This is a genomic window from Bacteroidales bacterium MB20-C3-3 (genome assembly GCA_035609245.1).
Lineage (GTDB): Bacteria > Bacteroidota > Bacteroidia > Bacteroidales > UBA932 > Bact-08.
On the sequence record CP141202.1, the window covers coordinates 213,260 to 232,615 of the forward strand.

At 36.5% G+C, this 19,356-nt stretch carries 14 protein-coding genes; 8 read left to right on the top strand and 6 right to left on the bottom strand.

The features are described 5' to 3' along the window. Window positions 1–13 precede the first annotated feature (13 nt). Window positions 14–802 carry a hypothetical protein gene (locus U5907_00960; protein WRQ33229.1) on the top strand — a complete coding sequence of 263 codons (789 nt, stop codon included), beginning with the start codon at window positions 14–16 and terminating at the stop codon, window positions 800–802. Here the strand turns inward: U5907_00960 and U5907_00965 are convergent. Continuing rightward, window positions 758–3,283, bottom strand: coding sequence for an ATP-dependent Clp protease ATP-binding subunit (locus tag U5907_00965; GenBank protein ID WRQ33230.1), 2,526 nt, complete (start codon window positions 3,281–3,283; stop codon window positions 758–760). The two genes, U5907_00960 and U5907_00965, sit on opposite strands and share 45 nt — an antisense overlap. A gap of 121 nt (window positions 3,284–3,404) precedes the next feature. Between U5907_00965 and gyrA the strand changes: the two genes are divergently transcribed. Together gyrA and U5907_00975 are read left to right on the top strand one after the other, a co-directional pair. Beyond that, on the top strand, window positions 3,405–5,897 hold the full coding sequence (gyrA, locus tag U5907_00970) for a DNA gyrase subunit A (protein ID WRQ33231.1): 2,493 nt from the start codon (window positions 3,405–3,407) through the stop codon (window positions 5,895–5,897). Between the two features lie 37 nt (window positions 5,898–5,934). Next, entirely contained in the window at window positions 5,935–7,248 is a 1,314-nt protein-coding gene (locus U5907_00975) for a tetratricopeptide repeat protein (GenBank protein ID WRQ33232.1), read from the top strand. Between the two features lie 78 nt (window positions 7,249–7,326). Here the strand turns inward: U5907_00975 and U5907_00980 are convergent, their stop codons facing one another. After that, a complete protein-coding gene (locus U5907_00980) occupies window positions 7,327–8,430 on the bottom strand; it encodes an AI-2E family transporter (protein ID WRQ33233.1) in 1,104 nt (367 codons plus the stop codon). A gap of 89 nt (window positions 8,431–8,519) precedes the next feature. Here U5907_00980 and U5907_00985 point away from each other — a divergent pair, with 89 nt between their 5' ends. Continuing rightward, a complete protein-coding gene (locus tag U5907_00985) occupies window positions 8,520–10,643 on the top strand; it encodes a S46 family peptidase (GenBank protein ID WRQ33234.1) in 2,124 nt (707 codons plus the stop codon). Between the two features lie 71 nt (window positions 10,644–10,714). Here U5907_00985 and U5907_00990 read toward each other — a convergent pair whose 3' ends face one another. Then, the gene (locus tag U5907_00990; GenBank protein ID WRQ33235.1) at window positions 10,715–10,972 is read right to left on the bottom strand and encodes an RNA-binding protein; all 258 of its coding nucleotides are present in this window, start codon (window positions 10,970–10,972) and stop codon (window positions 10,715–10,717) included. Between the two features lie 93 nt (window positions 10,973–11,065). Beyond that, entirely contained in the window at window positions 11,066–12,475 is a 1,410-nt protein-coding gene (locus U5907_00995; protein WRQ33236.1) for an amidophosphoribosyltransferase, read from the bottom strand. 80 nt (window positions 12,476–12,555) lie between these two features. Here U5907_00995 and U5907_01000 point away from each other — a divergent pair, with 80 nt between their 5' ends. Next, on the top strand, window positions 12,556–13,437 hold the full coding sequence (locus U5907_01000) for an EamA family transporter (protein WRQ33237.1): 882 nt from the start codon (window positions 12,556–12,558) through the stop codon (window positions 13,435–13,437). Here U5907_01000 and U5907_01005 read toward each other — a convergent pair. Then, window positions 13,430–14,851 carry a ComEC/Rec2 family competence protein gene (locus U5907_01005; protein ID WRQ33238.1) on the bottom strand — a complete coding sequence of 474 codons (1,422 nt, stop codon included), beginning with the start codon at window positions 14,849–14,851 and terminating at the stop codon, window positions 13,430–13,432. The genes U5907_01000 and U5907_01005 overlap by 8 nt on opposite strands. 113 nt (window positions 14,852–14,964) lie before the next feature. Here U5907_01005 and U5907_01010 point away from each other — a divergent pair, with 113 nt between their 5' ends. Genes U5907_01010 through buk form a run of 3 tightly spaced genes read left to right on the top strand, consistent with a single transcriptional unit; the run spans window position 14,965 to window position 18,171 of the window. Beyond that, window positions 14,965–16,167, top strand: coding sequence for an acetate kinase (locus U5907_01010; GenBank protein WRQ33239.1), 1,203 nt, complete (start codon window positions 14,965–14,967; stop codon window positions 16,165–16,167). Window positions 16,168–16,189: 22 nt separating this feature from the next. Next, window positions 16,190–17,095 carry a phosphate acyltransferase gene (locus tag U5907_01015; GenBank protein WRQ33240.1) on the top strand — a complete coding sequence of 302 codons (906 nt, stop codon included), beginning with the start codon at window positions 16,190–16,192 and terminating at the stop codon, window positions 17,093–17,095. Between the two features lie 5 nt (window positions 17,096–17,100). Further along, a complete protein-coding gene (gene buk / locus U5907_01020; GenBank protein WRQ33241.1) occupies window positions 17,101–18,171 on the top strand; it encodes a butyrate kinase in 1,071 nt (356 codons plus the stop codon). Between the two features lie 60 nt (window positions 18,172–18,231). Here buk and U5907_01025 read toward each other — a convergent pair whose 3' ends face one another. Then, entirely contained in the window at window positions 18,232–19,323 is a 1,092-nt protein-coding gene (locus U5907_01025; protein ID WRQ33242.1) for an ABC transporter substrate-binding protein, read from the bottom strand. Window positions 19,324–19,356 lie beyond the last annotated feature (33 nt).

The window sequence follows — 19,356 nt, forward strand, 5'->3', positions numbered from 1 at the left end:
TTTGCTGGCTGTTATGGATATTTTCTCTTTAGAATTCAGTAGTTTTCTTGAAGATAGCAATATTTGCTATCATATGGAAAATGAATCTCTTTTTTATCTCAATAAGGGGATGCTATGCATTAAACTAGTTCCTCTGGAAGATTATAGTATTATTCATTATACTCCTGATTTCACCGGAAGATATATCATACTTCATCAGGATCGATGGGTTGACAGGCGTGATATTGTTAAGAGTATTATAATGGGTTTGTCCGGTAAAAACAGAGTAATCTATGCAAGAAACACTATTCTGGAAAAAATTAACAGGGATGTGGCAGCTCAGTTTCACTCTACTCACCATCTGATTGGCTACACCAAAGCAAAATTTAACTATGGACTTAGAGATGTCTCAGATAATTCTCTGCTTGCTGTCTCTTCTTTTTCGTCATCAAGGAAGATGCTTAGGAGTGGGAGATATGTAAATTCGTACGAGTGGGTAAGATATACATCCGCTTTAGGTTTTAGAGTTGTTGGAGGGATGAGCAAAATGCTGTCACTATTTCTCAAGGAGCAAAATGTGGAAGAGGTTATGACATACTGTGATGCCGATTGGTCAAATGGAAAATCATATGAGAGCATGGGCTTTTCTTTAGAATCTAAAACTGGAGAGATAGAATATTTCATTGATAAATTGACTTATCAGAGAACAAGCTTAAAAAAAATCCGGAGAGATGAAAAATTCAACTCTCCGGATCTATTCAAACATAACGGCTATTTACTAAGAACCCAGGGTAACCTCAAGTTTATTGCCAGTTTCGAGTAGTTTCTCATCTTTCACTACATCAATTCTCAGCCTGTCACCTTGCTTGAATCTTCCACTGATAATTGCCTCTGCTACCAAATCTTCCAGATTTCTCTGTATTGCTCTTTTAAGAGGTCTAGCTCCAAATTGAGGATCATATCCCTCTTCAGCTACAAATTTCTTTGCTTCATCAGTTATATCAAGTTTGTAGCCGGCCAAATCAATCCTTTTAAGGAGATCGTCAAGTTCAATATCAATTATTTTACACAAGTCTTCTCGTCCAAGAGTGTTGAAGAGTATCTGCTCATCAAGTCTGTTCAGAAATTCGGGAGAGAATGTTTTCTTAAGAGCTTTTTCGATAATATGTTTGGTATTGTCGTTAATATTTCTCTTTGTAGCATTCGAGAATCCCAGACCGGCTCCAAAATCCTTGACCTCTCTGCTGCCAATGTTTGATGTCATAATCATGAGAGTATTTCTGAAATCAATATGTCTTCCGTTACTGTCAGTAAGTCTTCCCTCATCCATCACTTGCAGAAGAAGATTAAAAATATCCGGGTGGGCCTTTTCAATTTCGTCAAGAAGAACAACTGAATATGGTCTTCTTCTTACCTTTTCACTTAACTGACCACCCTCTTCATATCCAACATAGCCCGGGGGAGCTCCAATCAGCCTGCTTACTGCGAATTTCTCCATATATTCGCTCATATCAATTCTAATTAGATTATCAACCGAGTCAAACAGGTATTCAGTTAGTATTTTGGCAAGTTGAGTCTTTCCAACACCGGTGGGTCCAAGAAACAGGAAGCTCCCTATAGGTTTGTTGGGATCCTTTAGTCCTGCTCTGTTACGCTGAATAGCTTTTACGACTTTGTCAACGGCATCGTCTTGGCCAATTAACCTCTTTTTAAGATTCACTCCCATTTTGGCAAGTTTATCTCCCTCTTTTTCAGCTAACTTATGTATTGGGACGCTTGTTATCATCGAGAGAACTTCTGCAACATCGTTCTCGTCAACAAGCTGGGGATGAAGATTTTGTTCTTCATTCCATGCTTTTTGAGCAAGTTCAAGCTCTTCTAGTTTTTGTTTTTCAAGATCTCTTAGTTGGGCGGCCTTTTCAAATTGGCTATTGCTTACAGCCAGCCTTTTTTCAGTTTTTATAGGTTCAATCTCCTTTTCAATTGCAGAGATAAAATCTGGAACCTTAAGATGCATAAGGTGAACTCTGGATCCGGCTTCATCCAGAGCATCAATAGCTTTGTCAGGCAGACATCTGTCTGTGACATATCTCTGGGATAATCTGATACATGCTATGAGAGCCTCATCGGTGTATTTTACATTATGGTGCTTCTCATATCTCTCTTTTATGTTCTGTAGTATTATATGAGTCTCATCAAAGTTGGTGGGTTCAACCATTATTTTTTGAAACCTTCTCTCTAATGCCCCGTCTTTTTCAATAAACTCACGGTACTCATCAAGTGTTGTTGCTCCAATACACTGAATCTCTCCCCTCGCTAAGGCAGGTTTAAGCATGTTTGCGGCATCAAGAGAACCAGAGGCACCTCCTGCTCCAACAAGCGTGTGAAGTTCGTCTATGAAAAGAATAATGTTGGGATTTTTTGTCAATTCATTCAGGATTGACTTCATTCTCTCCTCAAATTGACCTCTGTATTTTGTCCCTGCTACAATTGAACCAATATCAAGTGATATAATTCTTTTATTCAGAAGAACTCTGGAGACCTTTCTCTGTGCTATTCTCAATGCGAGACCTTCCGCAATTGCAGATTTTCCTACTCCAGGTTCTCCTATCAAAACAGGGTTGTTCTTCTTTCTTCTGCCTAAAATCTGAGCCAGCCGTTCTATCTCTTTATCTCTGCCTACCACTGGGTCTAGTTTCGCTTCAAGTGCAGCTGATGTAAGATCAAATCCAAAACTGTCAAGAACCGGAGTGTCAGAAGTTGATTTTACTGCTCTGGCTGATTTAATTTTGGAATCTGCTTCGTTTTCATTATTTACATTATCATATATCTCACCATCAAATTGGGATCCTGATATCGGTTTTGCTGAGTCTTTGCCCTTTAATATTCCCTGTACTCTATCATAAGACAGGTTAAACTCTTTTAGGATTGGTATTGAAACCCCCTCATCGCTTCTTAATATTGCGAGAAAAAGATGAAGAGGGCCTGGTTTGGATTCCTTCAGAGATCGTGCCTCCAGGTACATTATCTTAAGTGAATTCTCGGCACCTTTAGATAAATTAATTTTATCTGCCTGATCATATGGAACCATCTGGCCATTTTTTAACTGCCCTTCAATCTTTACTTTAAGATCTTTATAGTCTATTCCAAAATTCATTATTATCTCAAAAGCAGCATTGTCCTGATGCCTGATTATTCCTAAAATCAGATGGTCAACACTTATTGTGTAGCTGCCCATTCGCATGGCCTCTTCTCTGCTGTAAGAGATTATTTCATTTAGTTCGTTGGAAAGTATAAGATTCATTTTGATTTGTGAAATTATTTGCAAATTTACTCAATTTAGACAAATAGAATTTCAATTTGTTCAATCTATTTTTTATTCCTAATTTTACACCTCTTTTTTTAAAAGGAAAGTTGAAGATATAATGATACAAGAATCTGAAAACAACCAAAGAATAATCAAAATTAACATAGAGGACGAGATGAAAAGCGCTTACATCGATTATTCGATGTCTGTGATTGTCTCTCGTGCCCTTCCGGATGTTAGAGATGGACTAAAACCTGTTCACAGAAGGGTCCTTTACGGCATGTCTGAATTGGGTCTTACATCAGGTGCCTCTTACAAAAAGTCCGCCCGTATTGTGGGAGAGGTACTGGGAAAATTCCACCCTCACGGGGACTCAAGTGTTTATGAGGCAATGGTTAGGATGGCCCAGGAGTGGAGTATGAGATACATGCTTGTTGATGGTCAGGGTAACTTTGGCTCAATTGACGGTGACTCTGCTGCGGCAATGAGGTATACCGAGGCCAGGTTTAAAAAGATTGCGGAGGAGGTACTGGCAGACCTTGAAAAAAACACAGTTGATTTTAAACTGAATTTTGACGACTCTCTTCAGGAGCCAACCGTTTTGCCTGCAAAGGCTCCTCTTTTATTACTAAATGGTGCTTCCGGAATTGCTGTAGGTATGGCAACAAATATGCCTCCTCATAATTTATCGGAGGTGGTGGATGCAATATCGGCATATATAGATAATAATGAAATCTCCACTGAGGAGCTTTTACAATATATAAAGGGACCCGATTTCCCTACAGGAGGTACAATTTTAGGGATGCAGGGGATCAAAGATGCTTTTGAGACAGGCAGGGGAAGAGTGGTAGTGAGAGCTAAATCAGAAATTGAGGTATCAGAAAGTGGCAGAGAGACTATTGTTATTTCCGAGATACCTTACATGGTTAACAAGAGGGAGTTAATTGAAAAAATTGCTGAACTTGTTGAGGAGAAGAGAGTTGAGGGCATAGCGTATATAAATGACGAAAGTGACAGAAGGGGAATGCGCATAGTGATTAAGCTAAAGATAGGAGCAGTTGCCAATGTAATTCTCAATACTCTCTATAAATACACACAACTCCAGTCTAGTTTCTCTGTAAATAATATTGCATTAGTTGACGGAAGGCCGAGAATGCTTAATTTAAAACAGCTTATTAAGTATTTTGTACGCCACAGGCATGATGTTGTTATCAGGAGAGCAAAATTTGAACTGGAACAGGCAGAGAAGAGAGCTCATATTCTTGAGGCACTTCTTAAAGCGCTGGATCATATTGATGAAATAATCAGACTGATAAGAGAATCTAAAACCGTTGACGAGGCAAAAAACAGACTTATTGAAAGGTTTGCTTTTTCTGAAATTCAGGCAACAGCAATTGTTGAGATGAGATTAAGGCAGTTAACTGGTCTTGAGCGCTCCAAACTTCAGGCAGAATATGATGAACTTGTTAAGTTGATTAATCACCTTAATGAGGTTCTGGCAGATCTCTCTCTGCAGATGCAAATCATTAAAGATGAATTGGCAGATTTAAAAGCAAGATTTGGTGATAACAGACGGACAGAGATTCAACCATCTGCAGAAGATTTTAATCCTGAAGATTTCTATCCAAACGAAGATGTCGTTATTACCATTTCTCACCTGGGATATATAAAACGCACTCCACTTGCTGAATATAGAATTCAGAACAGGGGAGGAGTTGGGGCAAAAGGCAGTACAACCCGCGAAGAGGATTTCATACAGCATATTTATGTTGCAAACATGCACAGTACAATGCTGTTCTTTACTCAAAAAGGTAAATGTTTCTGGCTTAAGGTTTACGAAATTCCTGAAGGGACTAAGGCCTCCAAAGGAAGAGCTATCCAGAATGTTCTTAATATTGATCCGGACGATAAGGTTAAGGCATACATTAATGTCGGTAAATTAAATGATGATGAATATATTAATTCAAACTTCATAATACTGGCTACCAAGAGGGGAGTTGTAAAGAAGACCTCTCTTGAAGCCTACTCAAGACCCAGGACTAATGGCGTTAATGCAATTACAATCAGGGAAAATGACGAATTACTGGAAGCTGTGCTTACTAATGGTAAGTGTGAAATACTATTGGCTGCAAGAGGTGGAAAGTGTGTCAGATTTAATGAAGAGGATGTAAGAGCCATAGGCAGAACTGCTTCCGGGGTTAGAGGAATCAACATATCAGAGGATGATGAAGTAATTGGTATGATTTGTGTAGATATCCTAAACAAAGAGACGGAAAAGAGGCATATTCTGGTAGTTAGTGAAAATGGATATGGAAAGAGATCTGATCTGGATGACTACAGAATAACCAGCAGGGGAGCTAAAGGCGTTAAGACGATAAATATTACAGAGAAAACGGGTTCTTTGATAGCAATAAAAGATGTTACGGATGAAAATGATCTTATGATTATCAATAAATCCGGAATTACCATCAGAGTTGCGGTTGCCGATATAAGGGTTGCAGGTAGGGCTACTCAGGGAGTGAAGCTCATTAATCTCAGAGAGGGAGATATGATTGCAGCTGTCTGTCGGGTTAATAAAAGTGAAGACAAACCTGTAGAAACCGAAGAATAAATAATTATTTAAGATTAATCAAATTTTCGAAATTCAAATGAAAAAATTATTACTTGCCCTTTCATTGATACTTTCTATCTCGTTGGGCGCACAGAACAAAGACGCAGAAAAGGGGATAAAGGACTTGGAAAAAGCACAAAAAGATGCAGCCAATCCTAAAAAGGCCACTAATCCTGCAACCTGGTTAAAAGTTTCCGATGCGTACGCAACTATCTATGACGCTCCAATTAAGTCAATTTGGCTGGGTGCATCTCAGCTGGAGCTTAAGGTAATTCTAAAAGATCAAAGGATTCTATCATCAGAAGCTAAATCTGTAAACGGAGTTCCTTACAATATCGATACCTATTCAGATAAGGATCTTTATTATGGACAAGATGGTACTCTTGCTGCATGGGTGGTTACAAAGCCATACCTTGGAGGAGACTTACTTAAACTGGCTATGGAGTCACTTGATAAAGCTGCAGAGACTGCAAACGGATCAAAGAACAAAGATATTGCTGAGAGGTTAACTCTTATGAAAGGACGCTACTTTAACGAAGGTATGAATAGCTACACTTTGGGAGATTTCAAAGCTGCATCATTAAATTTTGAAGAGGCAGCCAAAATCAGCGTTAACCCACTGGTAAATGCACCGGATACTACAATTATGTATTATGCAGGTATTACTGCAAATATGTATGGAGATTCAGACAGAGCTATCAAGTTTTTTGAAATGTCTCTTGCCAATAACTTTGATTCAAAAGGTGATTTGTTTTCCAATCTTTCAGAGTCATACAAAAAATCCGGTAATCTTGAGAAGGCAAAAGATGTTCTTTTGGCAGGTTTTACAAAATATCCTTTGAACCAAAGCATTCTTGTTTCTCTTATTAACATCTATCTTGAAACTAATGATGATCCAAATAAAGTTTTAGATTTGATAAGAAAAGCTCAGGAGAACGAGCCAAAGAACGCTTCACTCTATTACGCAGAAGGAAATGTTTGGAAAAAACTTGACAACATTGAGAAGGCAATTGAATGCTATAAGAAGTCTGTTGATGTAGATCCAAACTATGTATTTGGTTCATTTGCAGTTGGAACAACATATTATGATAAGGCTGTTGATATACAGACAAAGGCTGCAGACGAGATGGACGACAAGAAATACGAGGCTATGGTAAAACAACTTGAAGAGTATCTTGAACTTTCAATTGCTCCTTTTGAAAATGCATTCAATACAGCTCAGGATCAGGACATAAAAGCAATCGTTGCAGAGTACCTGAAGAACATTTACTTCCGTTTCCGTGAAAAAGGAGATAGCTTTATGGAGGGCTATAAGAAATACAACGCAATATTTGAAGCTAATAAGCAATAGTATTTACAAGTAAATATTTCAGAAGGAGGCCGACTGAAAGCAATTTTTAGTTGGTCTCTTTTTTTCTTGTATAATAATTTAGTCTATTTTCTCAGTTAGTTTTTGAACAAGTTTAAAGTTCGAAAAGAACTCTCTTGCGAATACCCTTATAACAGTGTAAGCAGGAATTGCTACAAGCATGCCAATAATGCCGCCAATACTTGAGGCAATAAGGATTACAATAAAAATTTCCAGAGGATGGGCCTGAACACTATTTGAATATATGTAAGGTTGAAAGAGAAAAACATCAATCATATGTGTAACAAAGAATATCATTCCCAGAGTAAATATCATAACACCCGCATCAGGAATATTTAAACCTATGTCAGTCATAGAAATCAGCACACCTATTATTCCTCCCAACCACGGTCCTATGTATGGAATGACATTCAATATCCCCGAAACTAACCCTAGAATGATAGCCATTGAAAAGTGTACACCCCCAATAAAATAGAGGCCAAATCCATTTAAAATTGTGATTAATACCGTCTCAAGAGAGATACCAATAAAATATCTGGCCAGAAGATTGAAAATTGATTCAAGTGCACGCTTAACATTACTCTCATATTTATCAGGAAATAAAGCAAGAACCATATTTGAAAACATCTCCTGCTCTTTGAGGAAAAAGAAAGTGATAAAAGAGACTACAAAAACACCAATAGCAAAATCAAAGAGAAAAGATGTAATTGATGTAAAAAAATTAGTTAAGGTCTCGGCGTTAATTAAGTTTTGGAACTCTTTGAAAATTATGTCCTCTATTTTAAAGTTTGAGGAGAGTCCGGGAAAAGTTTCCAGCATATAGCTGTTAAAATTTGCAAGCGGTTCACTGATCTTTTCATTAAGAGTATCCATATTCATGGAACTGACAGTTGAAATTAAATCTCCTGCAAGTGGGGCGATAAAGAAGAAAAAGCTGAAAAATATACCAAGAAGAGAGATCAAAGTTACTGAAGCGGTCACATTCTGAGGAAGAGTGTGACCTTTTATCCTGATTTTTGACATATAAATCATTAATGGCTTGCCAATTAATGAAAGTACTGCAGAAATAAGAATGTAAATTAATATGTCTGCAAAAAACCAGGCAAGAAATGCAATAATAACAGCACCTGCTATACCTGCTATATATTTAGCCAATTTATTCATAAACTCACTTTTCTTCAAAAGTAAGAAAATTTCGTAAGTTTGTAATTAGCGAAACAAGCATAATAATAATTTATAACTAATATTAAAAGATGAAGAAATTATTGCTATTTGTAGTTCTATTTTTTGTATCAATCTCAAACCTCAATGCAGATGAGGGTATGTGGTTACCCTCTCTAATCAAAGAGAGGATACCTGATATGAAAAAAAACGGATTCAAGCTTACTGCTAAAGCCCTGTATGATATTAATAAAGCTTCTTTGAAAGACGCAATTGTCCATTTTGGAGGCGGATGTACAGGAGAACTTATTTCCCCTGATGGTCTGCTAATTACAAATCATCATTGCGGATTTGGCCAAATTCAATCACACAGTAGCGTGCAAAATGATTATCTAAAAGATGGGTTTTGGGCTATGACAAGAGAGGCTGAATTGCCAAATAAAGGGCTAACTGTAAGGTTTTTAGTAAGAATGGATGATGTTACTGAAACCGTTTTAAAAGGTGTATCGAATAGTAGTGATGAGAAGGAGAGAGATAAAATAATCAGAGCTAATTCTGAAAAACTGATAGAACAGGCAAAAAAGGGAACTCACTATGATGCAAGAGTGGAGGGACTATATTACGGAAATCAATACTTCATATTCATTTATGAAACATTTACTGATGTAAGACTTGTTGGCGCCCCTCCTTCATCGATCGGAAAATTCGGCGGAGATACAGACAACTGGATGTGGCCCAGGCACACAGGAGACTTCTCTCTTTTCAGAATTTATGCTGGAAAAGATAACAAACCTGCTCCTTACTCAAAAGAGAATGTTCCGTATAAACCTAAAAAATTCTTTACACTTTCTGTTGCTGGCGTAAATGAAGGTGATTTTACTCTTGTATATGGTTACCCAGGAAGAACTCAGGAATATTTGCATAGTGAAGCTGTTAGGTATATATCAAATATTTCAAATCCACATAAAATAAATCTACGAACACTAAGACTTAATATACAGCAAGAAGAGATGTCTGCCAGTCAGGAGGTTAGGATTAAGTATGCATCTAAAAATGCCTCAGTTGCTAACGCTTGGAAAAAATGGCAGGGAGAAGCAAAGGGGATTTTAAAAATGAATACAGTTGAGACAAAGAGAGGTTTTGAGGCCGAATTTGCAAAATGGGCCGCTGACAGACCTCATTATAAAGGATTAACAGACAGCTTATTCAATATTTATAAAGTTTTGGAGCCTTACGCTTTTGCTAATGACTACCAGATGGAGGCTGTTAATGCCAATGAAATTATAAGATTTGCCGGAGTTATTAAGAATGCAATTCTTAGAAATTCAAAAATGAGCCCTGAGGTAAGTGCAAGAAATATCCAGGAAATAGTAAATGATCATTTTAAAAATTATCACTCTAATATTGATAAGAGATCATTTAAGGCTCTCATTAATGAATACAGCAAGAATGTACCCGCTGATTTCCAGCCGGAATATTTTAAAGATCTTTTAAAGAGACACGGCTCTACTGAAAAGATTGTTGAATCTATTTTTGAAAACTCTCTCTTTGCTTCTCAGGAAAAGATGAATGAGGCATTGAAAAATGGTATTGATGCCGGAGAGTTTGACAATGATCCGGCTCTTGTTTTTCAACAAGCATTTAATGACTTTTTCAACGAAATAATAAGGCCTAAGCTTGATAGTTATAATTCAAGACTTGCATTGTTGTACAGATGCTATATGAGAGGACAAATGGAATTTGATACAGAGAGAGATTTTTATCCTGATGCAAATTCAACACTAAGAATAACCTATGGGAAAGTTAGCGGCTATTCACCTTCAGATGCTGTATACTATAAACATAACTCCACTTTGGATGGGATTATGGAGAAGGATAATCCAAATATTTATGACTATGATATTCCTCAAAAATTGCGAGATGTATATAAAGCTAAAGATTTTGGCAGATGGGAGGTAAATGGAACAGTACCGGTTTGTTTTATTGCAACTAATCATACTTCAGGCGGAAATTCAGGAAGTCCAGTATTAAATTCATCCGGAGAGCTTATTGGAATTAATTTTGACAGGGTGTGGGAGGGGACAATGAGTGATATAGTATATGATCCTGAAATATGCAGGAATATATCACTTGACATCAGATATGTTCTGTTTGTTATTGATAAAGTAGCAGGTGCTGGACATCTTATTGAAGAGATGAAACTGGTTAATAATTGATTTAAAATCAATAGTATAATAAAAGGGGGAAGTTTTTACTTCCCCCTTTTATTTCAGATTGACAATATTTTCTATTCTTCTCTGGGTGGCCTTTCGTTTGCAATAGCAACATTGATTGTTCTACCCATATGCTCAGAACCGTTAAGTGCCGCAATTGCTGCATTACCCTCTGATTCGTTAGGCATTTCAACGAATCCGTAGCCTTTTGAGCGGCGGGTTTCGCGATTGAATATTATTCTGGCAGATATAACTTCGCCAAATGGTGCGAAAAGTTCGGCTAAATCCTCTTTTTTAGCTCGGAAACTCAAACTTGAAACAAAAATGTTCATAAGAACCGAAGTGAATAAGGTTAAGAAATTTAATTTTGTGCATAACAAAGATAATTAAAAATCTTAAATGCCAAAATTTTACGAGAGTTATTCTCAATCCCCACAACTTGTTCCGTCAAAACAATGAGTGCAAACCGAGGATTTATCAAGTCCTATTGATTTTATTAAATCATTAATGGAATTGAATTGAAGACTTGACAGTTTTAACTCTTTTCGAATGTACTCAACCATCTCTTTATATTCTAAGGAATTTTCATTTGAATATTTATCCAGATTTACCTCGTGTGATCCCTCTTTCTCCTGTATGTATCTTCTGGTAATTAATTCAAGTGGTGACCTTGAAGCAGAAAAATTTAAAAACGGACATGGGTAAACTAGTGGTGGACAGCTAATTCTAATATGGATTTCTCTTGCACCATAGTCCAGAAGTGTTTTAGCATTATCACCCAGCTGTGTACCTCTTACAATTGAATCATCGCAAAAAGCAATTTTCTTTTCCCTTAGTAAACTCTTATTTGGGATAAGTTTCATTTTTGCCACTAAGTTTCTGACAGACTGGTCAGATGGCATGAAACTCCTTGGCCATGTAGGTGTATATTTAACAATTGCACATCTGTACGGGATCTTTTTTCCTGAGGCAAAACCAATAGCCATACAAGTACCTGAGTCTGGAATTGCAGATGAAATATCTAGTTCTGTTTTATCTTTAGATCCTAATAAATAGCCCAGAGAATATCTCACATCGTCTACATTAATTTTTTCGTACGAACTTGTTGGGTAACCATAGTATACCCATAAAAATGAGCATATTTGCATTTTCTTTCCGGGAGGTGAAAGCTGTTTGTAACCATCTTCTGTTATTAAAACAATCTCTCCCGGGCCGAGATAATACTCCTCTTCATAACCAAGGTTTAAAAATGCGCATGTCTCTGAGGCAACAGCAGTAGAGCCATCTTTTCTTCCAATCACCAAAGGTGTTCTGCCATATTTGTCTCTTGATGCAATAATGCCATCTGAGCACAATAGTAATATTGAAGATGAGCCTTTGATTTTATCCTGAGCCACTTTAATCCCTTCTGTAAAACTCTTCCCTTCTGTTATTAAAATGGATGTAAGTTCTGTAGGATTAGTTTTACCTGAGCTCAGTTCAGTAAAATTTCTTCCTTTGTCAATGAGCTGTGTCTCTAGATCAATTATATTATTAATTTTCCCAACTGTGGCAATTGCAAATTTTCCAAGATGGGAGTTAATAATCATTGGTTGAGGGTCTGTATCGCTAATTACACCAATACCTGAGTTTCCGTCAAATTTTTTGAGTTCATCTTCAAATTTATTTCTGAAGTGAGAGTTCTCCAGATTATGTATTGACCTTGAAAAGTGACCCTCACTGTTTCTTGTAGCCATGCCTCCTCTTCTTGTACCCAAGTGGGAGTGATAATCTGTACCGTAAAAAAGATCTGTTGTACATCTCTCCTTTGAAACTACACCAAAAAGTCCGCCCATTGTTCTGAATTTTATTAGACGGTCACAAAAGTATATAATTTAAGTTTTATCTTCGTGCTTTATTTTTACAAAAACAGACAATGAATATTATATACCTGATAATCCATATTTTATTTGCAATAGGGATGTTTCTATCCCTAAAAATAATTAATTCCAAGAATGTCAATAAGTTTCAGGCAATAACTATTAACTACATTGTTGCATTTATAATGACATCAATTACTTATGACAAACCGGTATTGGATGCATTTGGAACGATGACACAGCCTTTGCTGATATCCTCTTTGTGGGTTGGTTTTTTGTTTATACTATCGTTTATTCTGATGTCATTCTCTACTGTCAATGCTGGTATCGGCATAACTACAGCATTAAATAAAATGGCTGTTGTAATACCTGTACTGGTAGGAGTATTCTATTTAGGACAAAGAGATAATATTATTCTAAAGACTACAGGTATATTCCTTGCTATAATCTCATTTATATTAATCCTTTTTAAGGAGAACGAAAGTAGAATAAAACTTAAATCCCTGTTATTACCTCTCTCTGTCTTTCTGGTTTCAGGTTTGATTGATACCTCAATGGAAGTGGTAAATCACAAATTTGTTAACACCGGGAATCCCCAGGAGCTCTTTCTTATGGGTATTTTTGCAACTGCAGCATTACTGGGAGTTGGCACTGTTATTTATGACTTAATGATAAACAGAAGTCACATGAAATTGAATTTTAAGCCAAGTTTATGGGGCTCGGTTATGGGAGTCTTTAACTTTCTTGTATCCAAAATGATCCTTGTAAATGTTGGATTAATGGGAGGGTCAGTCGTATTTCCTGTTCATAACGCATCAGTAGTAATGCTCACAGCACTTGCCGGAGTGTTTTTCTTCAAGGAGTACTTCACAAAAAAACAGTGGATTGGAGTTGTAGTTGCAATAGTCTCTGTCTTGATGATTGCAGTAACTATTTAATATAAATTGTTGAGAAGGGTAACCTTTCTATGTTTTTGACAGTCCAGATTAATACACTACTGGAGCTCTCAAGCAATTGCGCTATATACGGAGTTAATAGAGTCCCATCTGTCAGGATCAGCAAAAATGTCAGAATTATTATTATTGCGCTAAGCGGAATGGCTAAAAGATTGGATAACATAAAATACGACGGTATAAACCCAAAATAGAGGATTGACAATGGTAATGTTCCTAACTGACAACTAAGCGAAAGAGATATACTATTCCATATATACCCCCTGATTTTCCCGGCATCTGTTATAAGTTTTAAGAGAAGAGGATTAATTATCAATATTGATAGGGTAGCAGCAAACGATAACCTAAAACCGGGGTTAAAAAATGATATGGGGTTAAATACACAGATTAGCAGAAATGAAAAGCACAAAGTATTCAATCCAAAACTTCTTCTGCCTGTAATTCTTGATACTTCCGAGCAACTTATCATTATTGAAGCTCTTAAAATACTCTCCTGCATTCCGGTAAAAAAGGCATAATTCCACATGAAGTAAAGGATTGTTAAACATCGTATTCTTTTCATTATTTTAAAATTCCCCATCCACATCAATGAATAACTTAGAATCAGATGGATAAAATTTAAATGTAATCCGGAGACCGCCATCAAGTGCATAGCCCCTGATCTTGAAAATGCCTTAGTTGTCTCAAGTTCCATATCTTTCTTATAACCGGATGTTAATGCAATAATAACCGAAGATCTTTGTTTATTTGGAATTCTTTGGTTTAATAATTTTATAAATCTGTTTTTCAAATTTTTGAGATCTCTTTTTTCTCCGGAATAATTAGATGCTTTAATAGAAAAAGAACCAGAATACATATAGCATAGGGAGTATATACTCTTTAATGCCAGATACTTTTTAAAGCTTCTATTTGATCTGCTATCATTAACTGGATAAGAATAGCATGTGCCGGTTAATGTATCTCCGGGAGAGATGTCATTTACAAACATTTTAATTTTTAGTCGTTGTTTTTCATTGAATCTTAAGTTTATAACATTTAATGTTATTGAGCCCGAATCACTAGAGAGAATCTCATCAACAATCAATTCAGCATATTTTATTTTCCCTGAAGGAATTGAAGTTATTTTTGTAATTTTGTAGTGATAACCACTCAAATTTAGATTAAGCAGTGCCAGAAAGTAGACTGAAACAATTATTGACCAATTGTGAATGATTGATATATAATTATCTGCTTTTAAAATTGGGCTCTTTAATCTATAGTAATATATACCAAGGAAGGCGATTAGTATTGTTGATGTAGTTATAATTAACAGGGTGGAATCAGGAATGAATAAGGACCCCGTTGCAAGTCCTGCAAGATATGCGAGAGAGATTTTTAATAGCGGGTTTCTTCGACTCATTTGTAAGTAATAATTGCGAAATTTATTTCAAATTATAACTTAAATGAGCCTATTGTTGCTATATTTGTGCGATTTTAGATGATGATTTAACAAATTTATAAATATATCGAATAATGATAATTCTAGTATTGAACTGCGGGAGCTCATCCCTGAAGTATCAGGTGCTCGACATGCACACTGAAAATCAGTATCAATTGTTGGCTAAGGGTTTAGTTGAGAGGATTGGCCTTGAAGCCGGAATCCTGTCTCACAGAGCAGATGGTAAAGATAAATATGAGGTAGAAACTCCAATTCCAAATCATACAGTAGGTATTAAAAAAGTTTTAGATATTCTTGTTGATTCTAAATTGGGAGTTTTAAAATCTCTTTCTGAAATTAATGCAGTTGGTCACAGAGTTGCTCATGGAGGTGAACTTTTCAAGAAAAGTACTTTAATCGACAATCAGGTAATTGAAGGAATTAAACAATTATGTGAGCTTGCACCTTTGCATAATCCAGCAAATTTGCTTGGAATTGAAGCAGTTCAAACACTAATGCCGGAAGTGCCTCAGGTAGCGGTATTTGATACATCTTTCCATCAGACAATGCCTGAGTATGCGTATATGTATGCAATACCATATGAATATTATACACAGCATAAAATCAGAAGATACGGATTTCACGGGACAAGTCACAAATTTGTGGCAAAAAAGGCGTGTGATTTAGCCGGACTTGATTTTCATAAATCTAAAGTAATTACTTGCCATTTAGGTAACGGAAGTTCGATTACTGCTATAAAAAATGGAGAATCTATAGATACCTCAATGGGTTTTACTCCTCTGGAAGGATTGATTATGGGAACAAGGAGCGGTGACCTGGATGCGGGAATTATATCATATATAATGGAGAGAGAAAAACTTGATGCTGCTGGAATTAATGCTCTGCTCAACAAGAAGAGCGGATTCCTTGGTGTTTTTGGAAAGTCTTCAGATGCCAGGGATATTGAATCAGCTGCTTCTCAGGGAGATAAAAGAGCAATTCTTACATTAAATCTCCTGTACTATAGAGTTTTAAAGTATATTGGAGCATACACAGCTGCAATGAATGGATGTGATCTTATAGTCTTTACCGGAGGAATTGGAGAAAACGATCCTCATATCAGAGAGATGGTTGGAACTCACCTTGAATATCTGGGAGTAGATTTTGATCTGAATGCAAACAAAGGAGTAAGAGGTAAGGATGTAATTCTTACAAAACAAGGCTCAAGAGTAAAAATGGCAACTGTCACTACAAATGAAGAGCTTGTAATTGCTCAGGACACTATGAAATTAGTATAATTGATTATTTAATACAACATATATGATTACAACATTTGAGCAAATTTATGATCAACTTAGGAGTAAGCCAAAGAAAAGGCTTATTGCTGCCTGGGCTGTTGACGATCACACAATTAACGCAGCAAAACTCGCTGTTGAGGCTGGTATTGTTGAGGCAACACTGGTAGGAGATGAAAAGATGATTCGCCAAGTATGTGCCCATGAGAAGATAGATCCCTCTATTTTCAGAATTGTCCCTAATGATGATGAGATTAAAGCCGTTGCTATGGCAGTTGATTTGATTAATTCAGGCGAAGGAGATATTCTGATGAAAGGTTTGTGCAGTACTGACAAGTACATGAGAGCGATCTTAAATAAAGAGAAGGGTTTGCTTCCTCCAAAAGCTGTTCTAAGTCATGTTACTGTTCTTTCAAACCAGCAATATCATAAACTATTAGTTTTAGGGGACATTGCGGTTATACCGGCACCTGATCTTTCTCAAAAAATTGCTATTACAAACTATGTAGTTAAAACTGCTCACTCCTTAGGTATCCCCAAACCAAAAGTTGCTATAATTGCTGCAACTGAACAAATGCTACCAGGAATGCAAGCGTGTGTTGATGCCGCAATTATTTCAAAGATGGCTGACAGAGCCCAGATTGCAGGCTGTTTTGTAGACGGACCACTAGCATTAGATGTTGCCATTTCTCAAGAAGCTTGTGCTGTTAAGAAGCTTGTAAGTCCTGTCGCTGGGGATGCAGATTGTCTTGTTTTTCCTAATCTGGAATCTGCAAATGTATTTTATAAAGTTAATACTCAGTTATGTACAGGTAGTCGTCAGGCAGCTATTGTTGCTGGTGCAAAAGTTCCATGTGTTTTATCAAGCAGAGCAGATAGTATAGACACTAAGCTTAATTCAATCGCACTTGCTGCTTTAACCGCTAAATAATTTTTATGGGATACAAGATATTAGCCATTAATCCTGGATCAACCTCTACTAAAATTGCTGTTTTTGAAGGTCATAAACAGATATTCACGCATACTTTAAGACATACATCGGAGGAGATTTCTCTTTTTGAAAAGATATCTGATCAGTATCAATTTAGAAAGGAAGCAATTTTAAAAACTCTGGAAGATAATAATATTCATATAGGAGACCTCTCAGCTATTGTTGGTAGAGGCGGTCTTTTAAGACCAATAAAATCCGGTGTTTATGAGGTAAATTCTAAAATGATTGAGGACTTAAGAGTTGGGATATCAGGAGAGCATGCCAGCAATCTTGGAGGACTTATTGCTGCAAATATTGCTGAATCTGCTCCGGGATGCAAAGCCTATATTGCTGACCCTGTAGTTGTCGACGAGCTTGAACCAGTAGCCAGAATTAGCGGACACCCTCTATTACCCAGAGTATCCATTTTCCATGCTCTTAACCAGAAAGCTATAGCAAAAATGTATGCAGGCTCTGAGAGTAAAAGGTATGAAGATCTCAATTTAATAGTTGCTCATCTTGGAGGTGGTGTCTCTGTAGGTGTCCATAAGAATGGACGAGTAATTGATGTAAACAATGCTTTAAACGGCGAGGGCCCATTTTCACCTGAGAGATCCGGGACATTGCCGGTGTTAGCTCTAGCAGAACTTTGCTTCTCAGGTAAGTTTACTTTGCAACAAATTAAAAAAATGATTGCAGGGGAGGGTGGAATTGTTGCTCATCTGGGCACAAACTCTTTTAACGAAGTCGAAAAAAGAGTATCTGAAGGTGATGAACATTTTACTTTAATTTCAGACGCATTCGGTTATAATGTTGCAAAAGCGATTGGTGCTGCTGCAGCAGTTTTATCCGGAAAGGTGGATGCTATACTTTTAACCGGAGGTGTTGCATACAATACAAAACTTATGGAAAAGATATCAGATATGGTCTCTTTTATTGCCCCTGTAAAAATATATCCAGGTGAAGATGAGATGTCTGCGTTAGCAATGAATGGTTTAGCTATACTTGAAGGCAAAGAACAGCCGGCTGTATACTAGTTTGACACTTCATAACAATGACTCTCTGTTATTCTTTAACAGAGAGTTTTTTTTGGAAAATCATTGAAGGTTAAAATAGTATTTAAGTTCATGACTTTTAATTAAATCTGGATGGATTATTTTAATAAGATCCTTTAATATTATATCAGGCTCAATAACTCCCTTTTCCCAAAACTGGCTTCCTCCACCGGGAGTACTAAGTTTCGTATTATTGAATACTTTATGTTCAATAACTGGACTGATATTAGCAAAAAGTGGATTTACAGATTTCAACTCACTCATAGTCGCAATCGAGTTAGGATTTAACCAAATATCAGCATTAGATGAGAGTATAAAGACCTCTTCGATACTTAATGCTTTTGTATATGCAGATTTCTCAGTTGAACCAAGAACCCTTCCTCCTGCATCCTCAATAATTATATTCATATAACTATTTTTTCCGGGAATATACCAAACCTCTTTCCATGGAGCGTTAATCAATATATTTGTCTTATTTCTGTTTTTTGTTAATTCCTTTAGTTCTAAATATCTTAGCTTAGTAGAATTATATATTGAGTCTGCCAAATCCCTCTTATTTAACAACTGTCCAAAAAGTTTTAGGTATTCAAGTTTCCCGAGAGGATGATTTTCCAGGTAATCTCCCAGGGCTATAACTGGAATATTAAACTGTTTTATTTTCTCGATATATTGGTTGTTTTCTCCTTCAATGCCATAGGTAAGTACAAGGTCAGGCTGCAGAGATATTAGTAACTCATAATTAAGTGACCCCTCAAATCCAATATCAGATATACTCCCTTCATTTAAGCCTTTTTTAACCACTTCACTAGAAACATATTGACCTCCGGAAACTCCTACAATACGATTGGATTCACCAAGGGCATCAATATATGAAATATGACTTGTTGACATACAAACAATTCTCTTGTAATCTTTGTCTGAGGGAAGAACTAACCAACTGGACAATGAGTCGGCAGAATTTCTGCCAAATGGATTAATAAGTATTTTAATCCCATCTCTCTCTTCTTTGATTCCAAAAAAAGAGGCATATTCACATCCGGGAGCTGGTTCAAAGATTGTCAATTGATTGTTGTCACTTTTACATGAATGGAGTATTAAAGTGATTAACAATATATACAATAGGCTAATTCTCATATTGATTCATGAATTTTTACAAAGTTACTAATT

Bases quoted from the DNA above. Each gene is read 5' to 3' on its own strand.
- U5907_00980 (WRQ33233.1), bottom strand. From the start codon at position 8,430: ATGAATAAATTGGCTAAATATATAGCAGGTATAGCAGGTGCTGTTATT.
- U5907_00975 (WRQ33232.1), top strand. From the start codon at position 5,935: ATGAAAAAATTATTACTTGCCCTTTCATTGATACTTTCTATCTCGTTG.
- U5907_01010 (WRQ33239.1), top strand. From the start codon at position 14,965: ATGATAATTCTAGTATTGAACTGCGGGAGCTCATCCCTGAAGTATCAG.
- gyrA (WRQ33231.1), top strand. From the start codon at position 3,405: ATGATACAAGAATCTGAAAACAACCAAAGAATAATCAAAATTAACATA.
- U5907_00965 (WRQ33230.1), bottom strand. From the start codon at position 3,283: ATGAATCTTATACTTTCCAACGAACTAAATGAAATAATCTCTTACAGC.
- U5907_00985 (WRQ33234.1), top strand. From the start codon at position 8,520: ATGAAGAAATTATTGCTATTTGTAGTTCTATTTTTTGTATCAATCTCA.
- U5907_00995 (WRQ33236.1), bottom strand. From the start codon at position 12,475: ATGGGCGGACTTTTTGGTGTAGTTTCAAAGGAGAGATGTACAACAGAT.
- U5907_01005 (WRQ33238.1), bottom strand. From the start codon at position 14,851: ATGAGTCGAAGAAACCCGCTATTAAAAATCTCTCTCGCATATCTTGCA.
- U5907_01025 (WRQ33242.1), bottom strand. From the start codon at position 19,323: ATGAGAATTAGCCTATTGTATATATTGTTAATCACTTTAATACTCCAT.
- buk (WRQ33241.1), top strand. From the start codon at position 17,101: ATGGGATACAAGATATTAGCCATTAATCCTGGATCAACCTCTACTAAA.
- U5907_01015 (WRQ33240.1), top strand. From the start codon at position 16,190: ATGATTACAACATTTGAGCAAATTTATGATCAACTTAGGAGTAAGCCA.
- U5907_00960 (WRQ33229.1), top strand. From the start codon at position 14: ATGGATATTTTCTCTTTAGAATTCAGTAGTTTTCTTGAAGATAGCAAT.
- U5907_00990 (WRQ33235.1), bottom strand. From the start codon at position 10,972: ATGAACATTTTTGTTTCAAGTTTGAGTTTCCGAGCTAAAAAAGAGGAT.
- U5907_01000 (WRQ33237.1), top strand. From the start codon at position 12,556: ATGAATATTATATACCTGATAATCCATATTTTATTTGCAATAGGGATG.